Source organism: Nonomuraea sp. NPDC050556 (assembly GCF_044457355.1).
Classification (GTDB): domain Bacteria; phylum Actinomycetota; class Actinomycetes; order Streptosporangiales; family Streptosporangiaceae; genus Nonomuraea.
Genome location: NZ_JBITGU010000002.1, coordinates 451,514 through 466,382 on the forward strand (window position 1 = coordinate 451,514; position 14,869 = coordinate 466,382).

Here is a 14,869-nt window from a genome sequence, read left to right on the forward strand (position 1 = left end):
ATGCGGCTGGTCATCGCGCGATGCAGCGTGGATTACATCGGACGGCTCACGGCTCACCTGCCGATGGCGCCCCGTCTCATTCTCATCAAGGCGGACGGAAGCGTGAGCATCCACGCGGACGACCGCGCCTTCAAGCCGCTCAACTGGATGAACCCGCCGTGCAAGCTCAAGGAGGACGGCGGCACCTGGACGGTCACCCATGGGAAGACAGGCGAGAAGCTCGTCCTGACCATGGAGGAGGTCCTCCACGACTTCAGCCACGAGCTCGGGGTGGACCCCGGGTTGATCAAGGACGGGGTGGAGGCGCACCTTCAGGAGCTGCTCGCCGAGCACATCACCACGCTGGGGGCGGGGTGGACGTTGGTGCGGCGGGAGTACATGACGGCCATCGGGCCGGTGGACATCCTGTGCAGGGACGCGCAGGGGGCGACGGTGGCGGTGGAGCTCAAGCGGCGGGGGGACATCGACGGGGTGGAGCAGCTGACCCGGTATCTGGAGCTGTTGAACCGGGATCCGCTGCTGTCGCCGGTGCGTGGGATCTTCGCGGCGCAGGAGATCAAGCCGCAGGCTCGGGTGTTGGCGGCGGACCGCGGGATCGACTGCGTGACGCTGGACTACGACGCTTTGCGTGGGATCGAGCCGGAGAACCCGACTCTCTTCTGACCACCCTTCCACCGACACGGCGCGCACCCTTCGCTTGGGGGCGCGCCTCTTTTACGTTGGCCAACCCTCCTCTGACGTCGACCCACCGACCCGGCGCGCACCCCCGTAAGTGGCGTGCGTCCTTTTGACGCGCTGCACGGTGCGCTTAAAGCGGCGCGCGTGCTCCCCCGCCCTTCCGTCCCCCAGACCATCCCTAAAAGGAGGCCAGCCACCTACGGAGGTGCGCGCTGGGTCGGTGGGGCGTGGTCAGAGGGGGTGCAGCAACATTCCGACCTTCCACTGTTGACATGTGAAGGCTTAACGTTCCACTATTGGAGCATGACTCCTGCCTACCTCTCCGGCAACCTCGCCCCCGTCCCCGACGAGATCGACGGTCACGACCTGCCCGTCACCGGCGTCCTCCCGCCCGAGCTCACCGGCCGGTACTTCCGCAACGGCCCCAACCCCCGCCCCGGCGAGGACCCCGGCCACTGGTTCGCCGGGCACGGCATGCTCCACGGCGTCAGGCTGCGCGACGGCCGCGCCGAGTGGTACAGGAACCGCTGGGTCAAGACGAAGAAGTTCACCGAAGACGCCCCCCTCGTCACCAGCACCGGCATCGACCTCACCGCCGGATCCGCCAACACGAGCGTCATCAGGCACGCCGACCGCATCCTCGCCCTCGTGGAGACCAGCTTCCCGCACGAGGTCAGCAGGGATCTCGACACCATCGGCCCGGTCGACTTCGGCGGCAAGCTGACCACCGGGATGACCGCCCACCCCAAGCAGGACCCGATCACCGGCGAGCTGCACTTCTTCGGCTACGGCTTCTTCCCGCCCTACCTGACCTACCACCGCCTGTCCAAGGCGGGCGAGCTCGTCGAGAGCAAGGAGATCGAGGTCCCCGGCTCCACGATGGTGCACGACTTCGCGATCACCGAGCACTTCCTGGTCTGGCTCGACCTCCCACTGACGTTCCAGCTCGACCGCGGCGGCATGCCGTACGCCTTCGACGACGCGTACGGCGCGCGCATCGGCCTGACCCCGCGCGCCGGCGGCACGACCACCTGGTTCGACGTCGACCCCTGCTACGTCTTCCACGTCGGCAACGCCTACGAGGACGCCCAGGGCCGCGTCGTGCTGAGCGGCGCCCGCTATGCCCCGGAGGTGTTCAAGGCCGTCTGGGGTCGCATCGGCGGCGCCACGGACCCCGCCAGCAAGGCCGCCGTCCTGGGCGGCGCCGTCCTGCACCGCTGGACGCTCGACCCGGCCTCCGGCGCGGCCAAGGAGGAGGCGCTCGACGACAGGTCCGTCGAGTTCCCCACGTTCAACGACGACCGGATGGGCCTGTCCAGCCGCTACCTCTACACGGTGGGCGACGGCGCGATCGTGAAGTACGACGACCAGACCGGCTCGGCGCTGACGCTGGACGTCGGCGGCAGCGCGGGCGAGGCCGTGTTCGTCCCAGCCGAGGGCGGCACCAGCGAGGACGACGGCTGGCTGATGTCCATCGCCACCTCGGGCGAGTCGTCGCGGCTGCTCGTGCACGACGCGCACGACCTGAAGGAAGTGGCTAGCGTACGGCTGCCGCGCCGGGTCCCGGCGGGCTTCCACGGGAAGTGGCTGGAGGACTGATGGAGTTCAGGGCGGCGGATCGAAAGGCGGACGCGGCGGTCATCGGCGAGGTGATGGCCAGGGCGTTCCACGACGACCCGGTGATCGGGTGGTTGCGCCCCTCCGACACGGCAGGCATGTTCGCCACTCTGGCGACATACGTGCACGCGTTGCCCACGCTGGTCTTCCGCGACGGCGTCCCGGTGGCCGCGTCCCTGTGGGATCCGCCCGGCCACCAGCCGTCCGAGCAGGAGCAGAACGACTCGCTGACCCCGTTCGTGGCCTGCATGGGCGACGGGATCGAGCGCGGACTGGCCCTGGAGGAGACGTTCGCCAAGCACCGCCCGGCCGAGCCGCACTGGTACCTCGCCCAGATCGGCACCGACCCCGCCGCCCAGGGCCTGGGCATCGGCGGCGCGCTGCTGCAGGCCGGGCTGGCCAGGCGCGACGGCCTGCCCGCCTACCTGGAGAGCAGCAAGGAGTCGAACATCCCCTTCTACGAGAAGTACGGCTTCGCCGTGACCGAGACGATCGAGCTGCCCGGCGGCCCCACCGTCTGGGGCATGAGGCTCAGCTGACGTCCGGCGCGTACTGAGCGCGGGCCACGCCGGCCGCCTCGGCGATCTGCTCATCCGTGGCGGAACCCGAGGCGGCCGCGGTCCACGCCTGGATCGAGGCGAGGTTGAAGCGCTGCACCTCGAGCGAGTTGGCCGCCTCGACCGGGTCGCCCTCGACGCCGTCGAAGTGCAGCGCCAGCCCGAGGAAGGCCCCGTCCCACCCGGGCCCCACGAAGAGCGCCCCCGCCGTGCTGCCCGCCATCGCGAGCGGCACCGTGTGCTCCAGTTGCAACACCGTGGCCGGACCTTCGGCGGTGAGCCGCAGCTCGACCAGGCTCTCCGGCCCGCCGAACGTCACCCTGATCAGCTTCGGCCGCTCGCACTCCAGGATCTCGCCCCCGGCGTTCCCCTCCAGCTGGAACGAGCCGCCGACGCGCAGGTCGCCGCTGATCGGCAGGAACCAGCGCTTGATCCGGTCGGGATCGGTCAGCGCCTCCCACAGGTCGTCCGGCGTGGCCGGGTAGCTGCGCCGCAGCAGCACGGCGACGGACTCGCCGCCGCGCACCTCGCGGTCGATGGCGCCGATCTGATCACGTAGGTCGGTCATGCCCCATTACTACAGTCGCCGCTTATATAAGTCAAACCTGGTCCTCCGTTCGGTGGACACGGCGGTCCATCCGCCGATGGTGCCGCGCGAGCCGTACGAGAAGGACGCTGGACCCATGACAACAGCAGTGAGCGTGCGAGGCCTGACCAAGCGCTACGGCGCGGTCGAGGCCGTCAGGGGCATCGACCTGGAGATCAGGTCGGGAGAGGTGTTCGCGCTGCTCGGCCCGAACGGCGCGGGCAAGTCGACCACCGTGGAGATCCTCGAGGGCTACCGCCGGCGCGACGGCGGCGAGGTGCGGGTCCTGGACACCGACCCCGGGCGGCCCACCAGGCCGTGGCGCAGCCGGCTGGGCATCGTGCCGCAGGATGCCGCCGACGTCGCCGAGGCCAGCGTGCGGGAGACGGTCAGGCACTTCGCCGGGTTCTACCCGCGGCCGAACGACCCCGACCAGGTCATCGAGCAGGTCGGCCTGACCGACAAGGCGGGCACCCGGGTGCGCAAGCTGTCCGGCGGGCAGCGGCGCAGGCTCGACGTCGCGCTCGGCGTCATCGGCCGCCCCGAGGTGCTCTTCCTCGACGAGCCGACGACGGGCTTCGACCCCAAGGCGCGCAGGGCGTTCTGGGAGCTGATCAGGAACCTCGAGGACACCACGATCGTGCTGACCACGCACTACCTGGAGGAGGCCGAGGAGCTTGCCGACAGGGTGGCGGTGATCGCCGGGGGCCGGATCGTGGCCGAGGGCGATCCGCGCACGCTCGGCGGGCGCGCCAACGCCAAGGCCACCGTGACCTGGGCGGACGGCGAGGAGCTCACCGACACCCCGACGAAGACGGTGGCCGAGCTCATCAGGCACTACGACGGCGAGATCCCTGAGCTCCGGGTGACCAGGCCGACCCTGGAAGACGTATACCTGCGACTGATCGAGGAGAACGCGTCATGACCATCACCACCGCGAAGCAGGCGACGGCGGCACTGCCCTCCGCTCTCCAGGTCGGCCTCTCCAGGGCGCTCTACGAGCTCAAGCTCTTCTTCAGGGAGAAGGAGCAGGTGGTCTTCACCTTCTCCCTCCCGGTCGTCTTACTCCTGCTGTTCGGCTCGGTCTTCGAGGGCACGATCGACGGCAGCGGCATCACCGTCGCCCAGATCTACGCCGCGGCCATGATCGCCTCCGGCATCCTCAGCGCGAGCCTGCAGAACCTCGGCACCACCATCGCCGTCGAACGCGACCAGGGCGTGCTCAAGCGCCTGGCGGGCACCCCGATGCCGCCGAGCTCCTACTTCCTCGGCAAGATCCTCAGCGTCCTGGTGATCGCGCTGATCGAGGTGGTGCTGCTGCTGGCCGTGGCGGTCCTGCTCTACGACGTCCCGCTGCCCACCGACTGGTTCACCTTCTCGTGGGTGTTCGTCCTCGGTCTGACGGCCGGCTGCCTGCTCGGCATCGCCGCCAGCGGCATCGCCAGGTCGGCCAGGAGCGCGGCCGCGGTCATCACGCTGCCGTTCCTGGTGCTGCAGTTCATCTCCGGGGTGTTCATCCCCTTCACCAAGCTGCCCGAGTGGCTGGTCACCATCGCCTCGTTCTTCCCGCTGCGGTGGATGTGCCAGGGCTTCAGGGCGGTCTTCCTGGGCGACGCGGGCGCCGCCCTGGAGATCACCGGATCGTACGAGCTGGACCGGGTGGCCCTGGTACTGGGAGCCTGGTGCATCGGAGGCTTGCTGCTGTGCGTAAGGACATTCCGGTGGAAGAGCCGTCGCGACGGGTGAGCGCGGCAGGCCCGCACGCCTGGCAGCTGTTATGGGGCTGGGAACTGCTACTGGTGGCCACGATCATGGTCCCGGTGGTGTTCCTGGCCCTGTCGGTGCGGCCGCCGGGAGAGCGGGCCCTGGCCGCCGCGGGACTGCTGGCCATCCTGCCGCTCTACTTCTTCCTCGGGCGACCGGCGATCCTGGAGGACCGGCCGAGGTCCGGGCTCGTCTACATCGTGCTGATGATCGCCTGCTACGTCCCCAGCGCCGCCCTCTTCGACGTCTCCACCTTCACCCTCTTCGGCGTCTGCACCCAGGCCTTCCTGGTGCTGCCCGCCCGCCAGGCGCTGGTCGGGGTGCTCGCGCTGTCGGCAGGGCCGGTGATCAGGATCCTGCGCACGTCGTCCGGCAGGGACGCCGTGTTCGACCTGCTCGTGCTGATGACCATCGTGATCTTCTTCAGCGGGACGTTCGGCGTGTGGATCGAGCGCATCACCAAGCAGAGCAGCGAGCGGGCCAAGCTGATCGAGGAGCTGGAGAACACGCGCGCCGAGGTCGCCAAGCTGTCGGCCGAGCGCGGGGCGCAGGAGGAGCGCGAACGGCTGGCCGGGGAGATCCACGACACCCTGGCCCAGGGATTCACCAGCATCATCATGCTCGTCCAGGCGGCGCAGGCCGCGCAGGACCCGGCGCGGCACCTGGGGCTCGCCGTACAGACCGCCAAGGAGAACCTGGCAGAGGCGCGCGCGCTCATCTCGGCGCTCGCTCCCCCGCCGCTCGACGCGTCCTCGCTGGCCGAGGCGATGCGCAGGGTCGCCGGTGGGCTGGACCTGCCGGTGGAGGTCGAGGTGGAGGGCGAGTCGCGGCCGCTGCCGACGCATACGGACGTGGTGCTGGTCCGCGCGCTGCAGGAGGGGCTGGCCAACGTGCGCAAGCACGCGTCGGCGTCCTCGGTGCTGGTCAGGCTGGTGTACGGCGAGCAGGCCGTACGGCTGAGCGTGACGGACGACGGCGTCGGATTCACCGGCGATGACGGCTTCGGGCTGCGCACGATGCGCGGCAGGGTGGAACAGGCGGGCGGCTCGCTCGCGATCAGGAGCGCACCCGGCGACGGGACGACGCTGACCGTGGAGGTACCGGCGTGATCAGACTGCTGATCGTGGACGACCATCCGGTGGTGCGCGCGGGGTTGCGCGGCATGCTGGAGGCGGCCGAGGGCATCGGCGTGGCGGGCGAGGCGTCGTCCGGCGACGAGGCCGTCGTCAGGGCGCGCGAGCTGGAGCCCGACGTGGTGCTCATGGACCTGCGGATGCCCGGCGGCGACGGGGTCGGCGCGATCTCCCGCATCGTCGCCGAGCGCCCGTCGACCAGGGTGATCGTGCTGACCACCTACGAGACGGACACCGACATCGTGCGCGCCGTCGAGGCGGGCGCCGCCGGTTACCTGCTGAAGGACACCAGCACGGCCGACCTGCTGTCGGCCATCGCCGCCGCGGTGCGCGGCGAGACCGTCCTGTCGCCGTCGGTCGCCACCAAGCTGGTGACCAGGATGCGCGGCCCCGCGCTGGAGTCGCTGACGCAGCGGGAGGTGCAGGTGCTGGCCCTGGTCGCCAAGGGCATGACGAACGCCGACATCGGCCGGGCGCTGTTCATCGGCGAGACCACGGTCAAGACGCACCTGCTGCGCATCTTCGGCAAGCTCGCCGTCTCCGACCGCACGGCGGCGGTGACCACGGCGATGGAGCGCGGGCTGCTCTAGCCGAGGTCCTTGAGGAAGGCGGCCAGGGCGTTCTGGAGCTTGGGGGCGTAGCTGGGGACGCGGAACATCTCGTTGGCGTGCGCGGCGCCCGGATACACCTTGAGCGTGGCGTCCTTGGTCACCTTGCTGAGGGCCTTGGCGGTGTTGTAGGCGCCGTAGTCGTCCTCGGCGACGGCGTAGACGACCGGCACCTTCAGCGACGCGGCCTCCTTCTCCAGCTCCGGCAGCCCGCCGGACAGCACGATCACGCCTGCGGGGTCGGCGTTGTCCCTGGTGGCTGCGTTGAGCGCGACGGAGCCGCCGAGCGAGCCCCCGGCGTACACGACCTTCTGCGCGCCGAGCTCCTCGAGCTTGCCCGCCACCGCGACCAGGTCGCTCGACCCCTTGCCGACGGCGGCGGGGATGCCGACCTGGGTGGGGATGAAGGAGTAGTCGAAGATGGCGGCCCGGTAGCCGCGCTTGGTGAGGTCCTGGACCCAGGGCAGCCAGTCGCACAGGTGGCCGACCAGCGTGTTGGCGACGACCACGGCGACCGGCCCGTCGCCGGCCACCCCGACGGCGAACGGCTGGCCGCCGGGCGCGGTGACGACGTGCGTGGTGAGCGGCACCTCGGGCCCCTGCGGGCAGCCGAGCAGCTTGGGCCCGCTCGGTGAGGGGCTCACTGTGGGAGCGGGGGTCCCGGCGGGCGTGGACGGGGACGCCGTGGTGCCCCCACCGCCGCATCCGCTGGTGAGGACGAGCGCGAGAAGAAGTGTTCCCCAGCGTCGCATGGCGCCAGTCTTGATCGGGTTTCCCGGCACTTCCAGACGATCAATCGCACCGCAATGCAATCGTCACCTAGCCGGTTGTAAGTGAGGATTTACCGGCCTATCGTGACGCCATGACGACCGTGACGTTCGAGTCCGTGAACCCGGCGACCGGCGAGGTCGTGGGCAGCCACCCCAAGCAGACGGCGCAGTCCGTCCAGGAAGCCGTGGGCAGAGCCGAGGTGGCCGCCGCCTGGTGGGCCGAGCTCGGCGCGGCCGAACGCAGGCGCAGGCTGCTCGACTACAAGGCCGTGATCGCCCAGCACATCCGCGACCTGGCCGACCTGGTCCACGCCGAGACCGGCAAGCCGGTCGGCGACGCGACGCTGGAGATCGTCCTGGCGATCACCCACATCGACTGGGCGGCGCGCAACGCGCACAAGGTGCTCGGCAGGCGCCGGGTGTCCACGGGCATGATCGGGATGAACCTGTCCGCGACGCTGGAATACCTGCCGCTGGGCGTCGTCGGCGTCATCGGCCCCTGGAACTACCCGGTCTTCACCCCCATGGGCTCCATCGCCTACGCGCTCGCCGCCGGCAACGCGGTCGTCTTCAAGCCCAGCGAGCTCACTCCTGGAGTCGGCGTACGGCTGGCCGAGCTGTTCGCCGAGTCCGTGCCCGAGCACCCGGTCTTCCAGACGGTCACCGGCCTCGGCGAGACGGGCGCGGCGCTGGCCTCCGACCCGCGGGTCAAGAAGATCGCCTTCACCGGCTCGACCGCGACGGCCAAGCGGGTCATGGCGGCCTGCGCGGAGAACCTCACCCCGATCGTCGCCGAGTGCGGCGGCAAGGACGCCTTCATCGTCGACGCGGACGCCGACCTCAAGGCGGCGGCCGACGCGTGCCTGTGGGGCGCGATGTCGAACGCGGGGCAGACGTGCGTGGGCGTGGAGCGCGTCTACGTGGTCGACTCCGTGTACGAGCCGTTCATGCGGGAGCTGGCCGAGGGTGTGGCCAAGGTGAAGGCGGGCGAGCACTACGGGCCGATCACCATGCCGGGGCAGCTCGACATCATCCGCAGGCACATCGACGAAGCCACCAAGTCCGGAAAAATCATGACTGGCGGGCCCGAGTCGGTCCGCGCGCCGTTCGTCGACCCGGTGATCGTCGAGGACGTGCCGGAAGACTCGCCCGCCGTACGCGAGGAGACGTTCGGGCCGACGATCACGGTCAGGCGCGCCGCGGACGCCCGCGAGGCGCTGCGGCTGGCCAACGACTCCGCCTACGGCCTGGCCGGGACGATCTACTCCGGCAACACGCGGCGGGCGATGGAGCTGGCCCGGCTGATGCGCAGCGGCATGACCGCCATCAACTCGGTGATCTCGTTCGCCGGGGTGCCCGCGCTGCCGTTCGGCGGGGTGGGCGACTCGGGGTTCGGGCGCATCCACGGGGCGGACGGGCTGAGGGAGTTCGCCAGGCCCAAAGCGATCTCCCGGCAGCGCTTCGCGATGCCCGGGATGAACCTCACATCCTTCTCCCGAGGGGCCGGCGAACTTGAGCGGCTGATCAGGCTTGTCAGCATCTTGCATGGACGACGTAAGAGGTAATCTGTCCGCTCTTTCCGAAAAGAGATCATCCGTCCATAATTGTGGGTTCTGGGGGCTCACGATCATGTTTGGACGGGTGGAATGTGAACCGGTCTTACCGGGGAATGTCGGCTGAGCAAAGGCTGGCTGACAGGAGAGAGCGGCTGATGTCGGCCGCGTACACGCTCTACGCGAAGCCGGGATTCGCGTCGACGACGATCGAGCGGTTATGTTCCGAGGCGCGGATCTCCAATCGCGCCTTCTACGAATGCTTCGGGGGCCGGGAGGAGCTCCTTCAGGCGGTACACGAGCGGTGCGTGGAGGAAAGCCTCACCGCCGTGTCCAAAGCGTTACAAGAAGCGCCTAACACGCTTGACGGGAGAATAAAAGCCGGAATACATGCTTATATCGAATTCGCAACGGCCGATCCGCGCCGGGCGAGGATCATGCATGTAGAGGTGCGCAGGTCGGGGGACGTGCTGACGGCGGCGAGGCAGCGGGCAGTGGAGTCGTTCGCCAGGCTCGTGGAGGACGCTTCCGCCGACTATCCGGAGCCCGCTCCGCTCAATCGCCATCTGCTGGCGCTCGCCGTGATAGGAGCACTTCAGGAGTTGCTCATCGAGTGGGTGCTGGGCGAACCGCAACCGGAGCTCGACGACCTCGTCGGCGTCGCCGTACATGTGTTCAGCCGAGCGTTCTCACCCGTTTCCTGACGCGCGCCTGACAGGTTCCGATTACGCAGCGTGATTACATGGGCAAGTGCTCCGAGGGATAATCACCCCGCTAATCGGCATCTCGGTCGCTTTGGGAGCCGCCGCGTGCGGTCATGTCACGGCGGCTCCACTGACCGAACGGCTGGGATTCACGCCTTCGGCGCCCGTCGTCAAGCGGAGTCCTCCGGTCAGCCCATTGCCGCAGAAACAGGTGCAGGAGCAGCCGCTGAAGCGGTCCTGGTGCCCTGAGGTCAAGGGCGCCAGGCCCATGTCGGTCTTCGACCGGTGCAGGCTGCGTCCCGGCGAGCGGCCGCCGCAGTTCGTGGTCATCTCCTTCGACGGCGCTGGCGTGGACGACCAGGAGTGGTTCCCCGCCTTCCGCGAGGCGGCCAGGCGCGACCGGGCGTCCCTGACGTTCTTCCTGTCCGGCGTCTACCTGCTGCCGTCCGACCGGCGCCACCTCTACCACCCGCCGGGCCGCGAGCCGGGCAGCTCCGACATCGGCTTCCAGCGCCCCTCCCGCATGGTCGAGCAGGCCGAGGAGCTGACCGCCGCCTGGGAGGAGGGGCACGAGATCGGCACCCACTTCAACGGCCACTTCTGCGGCCCCAAGGGCGTCAACTCGTGGTCGGCCGCCGACTGGAGCAGCGAGATCGACCAGTTCTACTCCTTCGTCGAGGACTGGCAGCTCAACTCGGGCAACACCGGCCTGCCCGACCTGCCGTTCCGCATCCGCGAGGTGGTCAAGGGCGGCCGCACGCCGTGCCTGGAGGGCGACCGCCGGGCGATGTTCACCGCCTTCAAGAAGTACGGCTGGCGCTACGACGCCTCGGGCACCGGGACGGTGAGCTGGCCGCGCAGGAGGGGTGGGCTGTGGCAGTTCCCGCTGCCCAGCATCAACCTGCCGGGCACCGACCGGACGGTGCTGGGGATGGACTACAACTTCTTCGCCATCCAGAGCGGCGCCAAGTCGGGCGAGCCGTTCCACTGGAACCGGTGGGAGCGGCAGACCGGGGACGCTTACCTGCAGGCGGTGGAGCAGGCGTTCGAGACCGACCGCGCGCCGGTCTTCATCGGCAACCACTTCGAGAGCTGGAACGGCGGCATCTACATGCGCGCCCTGTTCCGGCTGATGGACGAGGTGTGCACCAGGGACGAGATCCAGTGCGTCTCCTTCGAGCAGCTCGCCGACTGGCTCGACGCCCAGACCCCGGCCACCCTGGCGAGGCTCCGGGCGGACGCCTGAGACAAAGGTGAGGGCGAGGGGCCGCTGAACAGCACCCTCGCCCTCAAATATATGGCGATGTCCGGCGCACTCCCGAGAACCGCCGGCATGTCGCCTCAGGCCACCGCGGCCACCGGTACTTCCACGCAGAGGACTCGATTCAGCCGAGTCACCGCAAGCACCCGCATGATCCGTGGGGGCACCCCCCGGAGTACGAGGCGGCGTTGCGCGCCTACAGCGCGCCGATGCGTGCCCACGAGCACTCCCAGCCCGGTGGCGTCGATCATCTCCAACTCGGAAAGGTCGACAATGAGATCGCCCTGGCCGGAATCGACTGCGTGATGCAGTCGCGGACGTACTCCAGCCGAGGTGCCCGCGTCGAGACGCGAACCGACCTCCACCACCTGTGCGCCAGGTTTACCCCGGACTCGCATGCCACCTCCTCAGGTCACGCTGCGATCTAATCACGCAACGTAGTCATACCCTCCCACAGGGTGCCTGCCGAAGTGAACTACCCCCTAATCGCCGCCTTATTCGGCGCGAGCGGGATGACCGCGGTGAGGACGAAGTCGCCGTCCCGATCTGCCTGCGCTGACGCACTTCCGCCCACGGCGGCGAGCCTTTCCGCCATTCCGGTGAGCCCGCTGCCCAGGTCCTCGACGGGTCGCCCGAGGACCCCGTCGTTGCGCACTTCCAGTGACGCTGCGTAGTCGTCGAAGCGGATCGTGATATCGCATCGGGTCGCGTCGCTGTGCTTGAGCACGTTGGTGACCGCCTCGCGGACGGCGTAGGCGAACACCGGCGCGACGCCCTCGGGCGGGTCGCGGTAGGGCAGGTGCAGCTCGCAGGCCACGTCGGCGGCCTCGAGCACGCTCCTGACGCTGTCCAGCTCGGCCGCCAGGTCCAGCTCGCGGTAGCCGCGCACCGCCTGGCGCAGCTCCTTCAGCGCCTTCCTGGTCAGCTCGTGCACCTCGCCCATCTCGGCGGTGGCCGCGCCGGGGTCGGCCTTCGCCAGCCGTACGGCCAGCTCGGTCTTGACGGCGATGGCCGAGAGCTGGTGGCCGACCAGGTCGTGCAGGTCGCGCGAGAAGCGCAACCGCTCCTCTGCGACGGCCAGCCTCGTCTTGGCCTCCTGCCCCTCGCGCGCCCTGACGGCCAGCTGCCAGATCCACACCCACAACCGGTTGGACGGCGGCAGCGAGGCGAGCAGGACCAGGTAGACGGCGGCGGACATCAGCAGGGTGCCCCCCGCCTCCAGGCCGGTCCCGGCTGACCCGCGCCCGGCGAGCAGGTTGATCCCGATGGCCGCCATGGAGACCGTGAAGGCGCCCGCCCCCATGGCCAGCGCCGTACGCCCCGACACCCCGATGACGGCGATCCCCGCCCAGCACACGACGAGGACGCTCCACCCGAACGGCTCGACGCCGCCCAGCAGCGCCTCCGCGACCGCGATCGCGCCGGCGGCCACCACCTCGCGCCTCGGGTACCTCTTCTCGAAGATCGCGTTCGTGATCCGCAGGTAGAGCCAGACGAACAGGCCTCCCATGACGACGAGAGGCACCAGCAGCGCCCAGTTCAGCGTGCCGGACAGCGTGCCCAGGACGAGCGCCAGCGCGACGAAGACCAGCGGAGTGTTGAGCATCAGCCTGGTCAGGCGTCGCGCCCGGCGCATCTCGTCCATCAGCCCGCGCGCAGCACTTCGCCGAGCTTGACCCTGGCCCCCGTACGGAGAACCGCCCGCTCGTACACGCGGGCGCCGATGAACAGCACCCCCACCACGGCGCCGACCATCAGCAGGCCGGACAGCCCCACCTCCCACAGCGGCACGTCGCTGGCGGCCATCCTGACCGGCATCACCATCGACGAGAACGGCGGGATCAGCGACAGCACCCTGGCCAGGGTGCCGGTCGGCTCTGAGCTGGCGAAGAAGGCGACGAAGTAGGTGGCCATGATGAGCATGGTCATCGGCGTCAGCACGTTGCCCACCTCCTCCTGCCTGGACACCAGCGAGGCCAGCGCGGCAGAAAGGGTGGCGAAGAAGGCGTAGCCGAGCACGAACCAGACCAGCACCCCGGCCACGATCCCCGGCATGCCGGGCGGGAAGTCCAGCGCCAGCCCGGAGGCGAACGACGCGCCCACGCCCACGGCCAGCACGGTCACCAGGTTGACCAGGCCGAGCGCGCCCAGGCCGATGATCTTGCCGCCGAGCAGCTGCCACGGCCGGACTGAGGTGAGGAGGATCTCCACGATCCTGCTGCCCTTCTCCTCCACCACGCCCATGGCGACCATCATCGCCTGGCCGAGGATCAGAATGAAGAGCAGGACCACGAGCACGGAGGCGATCCCGGTGCGGGCCGCCTGGTAGCGGGTGTCCGCGCCGACCGACTCGACCTGCAGCGGCGGGATCTGCACGCCTGCCGCACCGAGCTTGACCTCGCGGTTCACGCTCTGCATGAGCACGCCGAGCTGGGAGTCGATCTCGCCGTCCGTCAGCACCTTCGACCCGTCGACCAGCACCGCGTCGACGTCGCCGTCCAGCAGCGCCTTCGTGGCAGCCGCCCGGTCCGCGAAGGTCCGCCATTCGAAGGTCGTGTCCGGCGCCTTGAGCGGGAGCTGCTGGGAGTTGACCGTGCCGAGCTTGTAGGAGTCCGGGCCGCCGAAGAGCTTCGGCGCGAACGACAGGGCGCCCACGATGACCGCGGTGACGAGCAGGCCGATGACGAAGGCCTTCGTCCGCAGGTGGGTGGTGATCTCGCGGCGTGCGACGAGCATCATCGCGCTCATGCCACGGCCTCCTTGAAGATCTCGGTGAGGGTGGGCTGCTCCAGCCCGAAGTGTTCGACCCGGCCCGCCTTCACGGCGCGGCTCAGGATCTCCTGGTCGTCGCCGGTCGCGGTCATCAGGACCTGGCGGTCGCCGTTCACCGTCAGGTCGCCCGGCAGGCCGTCCGCCCAGCCGGGCGCCGCGTCGCGGACGACCACCTTGAGCGTGCGGCCCTCGGCGGCGCGCAGGTCGGCGACCGTACCGCTGGCCACCATCCGGCCGCGCGCCACGATGCCCACCGAGTCGCACAGCCGCTCGACCAGTTCGAGCTGGTGGCTGGAGAAGATCACCGGCACTCCCCCGCGCGCCCGCTCCAGCAGGGCGGAGGCCAGCGCGTCGACCGCGATGGGGTCGAGGCCGGAGAACGGCTCGTCCAGGATGAGCACGTCGGGGTCGTGCACGAGGGCGACGGCGAGCTGGACGCGCTGCTGGTTGCCCAGCGACAGCGCCTCCACGGCGTCGCCGCGCCGCTCACCGAGGCCGAGCCGTTCGATCAGCGCGTCGGTCGCCTTGCGCGCCGGCTCGGGGTCGAGGCCGTGGAGACGGCCGAAATACTCGATCTGCTCGGCGACCCGCATCTTCTGGTAGAGGCCGCGCTCCTCCGGCATGTAGCCGATGCGGCGGCGCTCGGCGAAGGTCAGGGGGCTGCCCTGCCAGGTCACCTCGCCGGAGTCCTGCTGCAGCACGCCCATCACGATGCGCATGGTGGTGGTCTTGCCGGCCCCGTTGGCGCCGACGAACCCGAACATCTCGCCGGGCCGTACGGAGAAGCTGACCCCGTCCAGGGCGACCTTGCCCTCCGGCGCGAACCGTTTGCGCAACTCCGATATCTCAAGCATGGCGCTAATAGT

16 protein-coding genes are annotated in these 14,869 nt (G+C 69.6%); 10 read left to right on the forward strand and 6 right to left on the reverse strand.

All coding sequences use genetic code 11. The annotated features are described in order from the left end of the window. The 3 genes from nucS to ACIBG8_RS20305 all read left to right on the forward strand — a co-directional run bounded on the left by nucS (position 1) and on the right by ACIBG8_RS20305 (position 2,834). A complete protein-coding gene (nucS, locus tag ACIBG8_RS20295) occupies positions 1 to 663 on the forward strand; it encodes an endonuclease NucS (RefSeq protein ID WP_397344395.1) in 663 nt (220 codons plus the stop codon). 318 nt (positions 664 to 981) lie between these two features. Next, positions 982 to 2,277, forward strand: a complete 1,296-nt coding sequence (locus ACIBG8_RS20300) for a carotenoid oxygenase family protein (protein ID WP_397344396.1) — start codon at positions 982 to 984, stop codon at positions 2,275 to 2,277. Beyond that, positions 2,277 to 2,834 (forward strand): GNAT family N-acetyltransferase, encoded by a 558-nt coding sequence (locus ACIBG8_RS20305; protein WP_397344397.1) that lies wholly within the window; start codon positions 2,277 to 2,279, stop codon positions 2,832 to 2,834. Before ACIBG8_RS20300 ends, ACIBG8_RS20305 begins: the two co-directional genes overlap by 1 nt. Here the strand turns inward: ACIBG8_RS20305 and ACIBG8_RS20310 are convergent. Then, positions 2,827 to 3,420 carry an SRPBCC family protein gene (locus tag ACIBG8_RS20310; RefSeq protein WP_397344398.1) on the reverse strand — a complete coding sequence of 198 codons (594 nt, stop codon included), beginning with the start codon at positions 3,418 to 3,420 and terminating at the stop codon, positions 2,827 to 2,829. The genes ACIBG8_RS20305 and ACIBG8_RS20310 overlap by 8 nt on opposite strands. Positions 3,421 to 3,535: 115 nt before the next feature. Between ACIBG8_RS20310 and ACIBG8_RS20315 the strand changes: the two genes are divergently transcribed. Genes ACIBG8_RS20315 through ACIBG8_RS20330 form a run of 4 tightly spaced genes read left to right on the forward strand, consistent with a single transcriptional unit; the run spans position 3,536 to position 6,925 of the window. After that, the gene (locus tag ACIBG8_RS20315; protein ID WP_397344399.1) at positions 3,536 to 4,363 is read left to right on the forward strand and encodes an ABC transporter ATP-binding protein; all 828 of its coding nucleotides are present in this window, start codon (positions 3,536 to 3,538) and stop codon (positions 4,361 to 4,363) included. After that, on the forward strand, positions 4,360 to 5,184 hold the full coding sequence (locus tag ACIBG8_RS20320) for an ABC transporter permease (protein ID WP_397344400.1): 825 nt from the start codon (positions 4,360 to 4,362) through the stop codon (positions 5,182 to 5,184). Before ACIBG8_RS20315 ends, ACIBG8_RS20320 begins: the two co-directional genes overlap by 4 nt. Further along, the gene (locus ACIBG8_RS20325; protein WP_397344401.1) at positions 5,142 to 6,311 is read left to right on the forward strand and encodes a sensor histidine kinase; all 1,170 of its coding nucleotides are present in this window, start codon (positions 5,142 to 5,144) and stop codon (positions 6,309 to 6,311) included. The genes ACIBG8_RS20320 and ACIBG8_RS20325 overlap by 43 nt, the downstream gene beginning before the upstream one ends. Continuing rightward, a complete protein-coding gene (locus ACIBG8_RS20330; protein ID WP_397344402.1) occupies positions 6,308 to 6,925 on the forward strand; it encodes a response regulator in 618 nt (205 codons plus the stop codon). Before ACIBG8_RS20325 ends, ACIBG8_RS20330 begins: the two co-directional genes overlap by 4 nt. Here ACIBG8_RS20330 and ACIBG8_RS20335 read toward each other — a convergent pair. Then, positions 6,922 to 7,695 (reverse strand): alpha/beta hydrolase, encoded by a 774-nt coding sequence (locus ACIBG8_RS20335; protein WP_397344403.1) that lies wholly within the window; start codon positions 7,693 to 7,695, stop codon positions 6,922 to 6,924. The genes ACIBG8_RS20330 and ACIBG8_RS20335 overlap by 4 nt on opposite strands. Positions 7,696 to 7,805: 110 nt before the next feature. Here ACIBG8_RS20335 and ACIBG8_RS20340 point away from each other — a divergent pair, with 110 nt between their 5' ends. The 3 genes from ACIBG8_RS20340 to ACIBG8_RS20350 all read left to right on the forward strand — a co-directional run bounded on the left by ACIBG8_RS20340 (position 7,806) and on the right by ACIBG8_RS20350 (position 11,216). After that, positions 7,806 to 9,278: an aldehyde dehydrogenase family protein gene (locus ACIBG8_RS20340; RefSeq protein ID WP_397344404.1), complete on the forward strand. Its 1,473-nt coding sequence runs from the start codon at positions 7,806 to 7,808 to the stop codon at positions 9,276 to 9,278. Between the two features lie 146 nt (positions 9,279 to 9,424). Then, entirely contained in the window at positions 9,425 to 9,970 is a 546-nt protein-coding gene (locus tag ACIBG8_RS20345) for a TetR/AcrR family transcriptional regulator (protein ID WP_397344405.1), read from the forward strand. Positions 9,971 to 10,166: 196 nt separating this feature from the next. Further along, positions 10,167 to 11,216 (forward strand): hypothetical protein, encoded by a 1,050-nt coding sequence (locus ACIBG8_RS20350; RefSeq protein ID WP_397344406.1) that lies wholly within the window; start codon positions 10,167 to 10,169, stop codon positions 11,214 to 11,216. 95 nt (positions 11,217 to 11,311) lie between these two features. On the opposite strand, the gene ACIBG8_RS20355 is transcribed toward ACIBG8_RS20350, so the two are convergent. From ACIBG8_RS20355 to ACIBG8_RS20370, 4 genes are all read right to left on the reverse strand, one after another. Next, entirely contained in the window at positions 11,312 to 11,629 is a 318-nt protein-coding gene (locus ACIBG8_RS20355; RefSeq protein ID WP_397344407.1) for an STAS domain-containing protein, read from the reverse strand. Between the two features lie 77 nt (positions 11,630 to 11,706). Further along, a complete protein-coding gene (locus tag ACIBG8_RS20360; protein WP_397344408.1) occupies positions 11,707 to 12,876 on the reverse strand; it encodes a sensor histidine kinase in 1,170 nt (389 codons plus the stop codon). Then, positions 12,876 to 13,979 carry an ABC transporter permease gene (locus ACIBG8_RS20365; protein WP_397344409.1) on the reverse strand — a complete coding sequence of 368 codons (1,104 nt, stop codon included), beginning with the start codon at positions 13,977 to 13,979 and terminating at the stop codon, positions 12,876 to 12,878. Before ACIBG8_RS20365 ends, ACIBG8_RS20360 begins: the two co-directional genes overlap by 1 nt. After that, entirely contained in the window at positions 13,976 to 14,857 is an 882-nt protein-coding gene (locus tag ACIBG8_RS20370) for an ABC transporter ATP-binding protein (RefSeq protein ID WP_397344410.1), read from the reverse strand. Before ACIBG8_RS20370 ends, ACIBG8_RS20365 begins: the two co-directional genes overlap by 4 nt. Positions 14,858 to 14,869: the final 12 nt, after the last annotated feature.

Coding starts and splice junctions, on each gene's coding strand:
- ACIBG8_RS20300 (WP_397344396.1), top strand. CDS start 982: ATGACTCCTGCCTACCTCTCCGGCAACCTCGCCCCCGTCCCCGACGAG.
- ACIBG8_RS20355 (WP_397344407.1), bottom strand. CDS start 11,629: ATGCGAGTCCGGGGTAAACCTGGCGCACAGGTGGTGGAGGTCGGTTCG.
- ACIBG8_RS20315 (WP_397344399.1), top strand. CDS start 3,536: ATGACAACAGCAGTGAGCGTGCGAGGCCTGACCAAGCGCTACGGCGCG.
- ACIBG8_RS20305 (WP_397344397.1), top strand. CDS start 2,277: ATGGAGTTCAGGGCGGCGGATCGAAAGGCGGACGCGGCGGTCATCGGC.
- ACIBG8_RS20320 (WP_397344400.1), top strand. CDS start 4,360: ATGACCATCACCACCGCGAAGCAGGCGACGGCGGCACTGCCCTCCGCT.
- nucS (WP_397344395.1), top strand. CDS start 1: ATGCGGCTGGTCATCGCGCGATGCAGCGTGGATTACATCGGACGGCTC.
- ACIBG8_RS20310 (WP_397344398.1), bottom strand. CDS start 3,420: ATGACCGACCTACGTGATCAGATCGGCGCCATCGACCGCGAGGTGCGC.
- ACIBG8_RS20360 (WP_397344408.1), bottom strand. CDS start 12,876: ATGGACGAGATGCGCCGGGCGCGACGCCTGACCAGGCTGATGCTCAAC.
- ACIBG8_RS20370 (WP_397344410.1), bottom strand. CDS start 14,857: ATGCTTGAGATATCGGAGTTGCGCAAACGGTTCGCGCCGGAGGGCAAG.
- ACIBG8_RS20340 (WP_397344404.1), top strand. CDS start 7,806: ATGACGACCGTGACGTTCGAGTCCGTGAACCCGGCGACCGGCGAGGTC.
- ACIBG8_RS20345 (WP_397344405.1), top strand. CDS start 9,425: ATGTCGGCCGCGTACACGCTCTACGCGAAGCCGGGATTCGCGTCGACG.
- ACIBG8_RS20365 (WP_397344409.1), bottom strand. CDS start 13,979: ATGAGCGCGATGATGCTCGTCGCACGCCGCGAGATCACCACCCACCTG.
- ACIBG8_RS20335 (WP_397344403.1), bottom strand. CDS start 7,695: ATGCGACGCTGGGGAACACTTCTTCTCGCGCTCGTCCTCACCAGCGGA.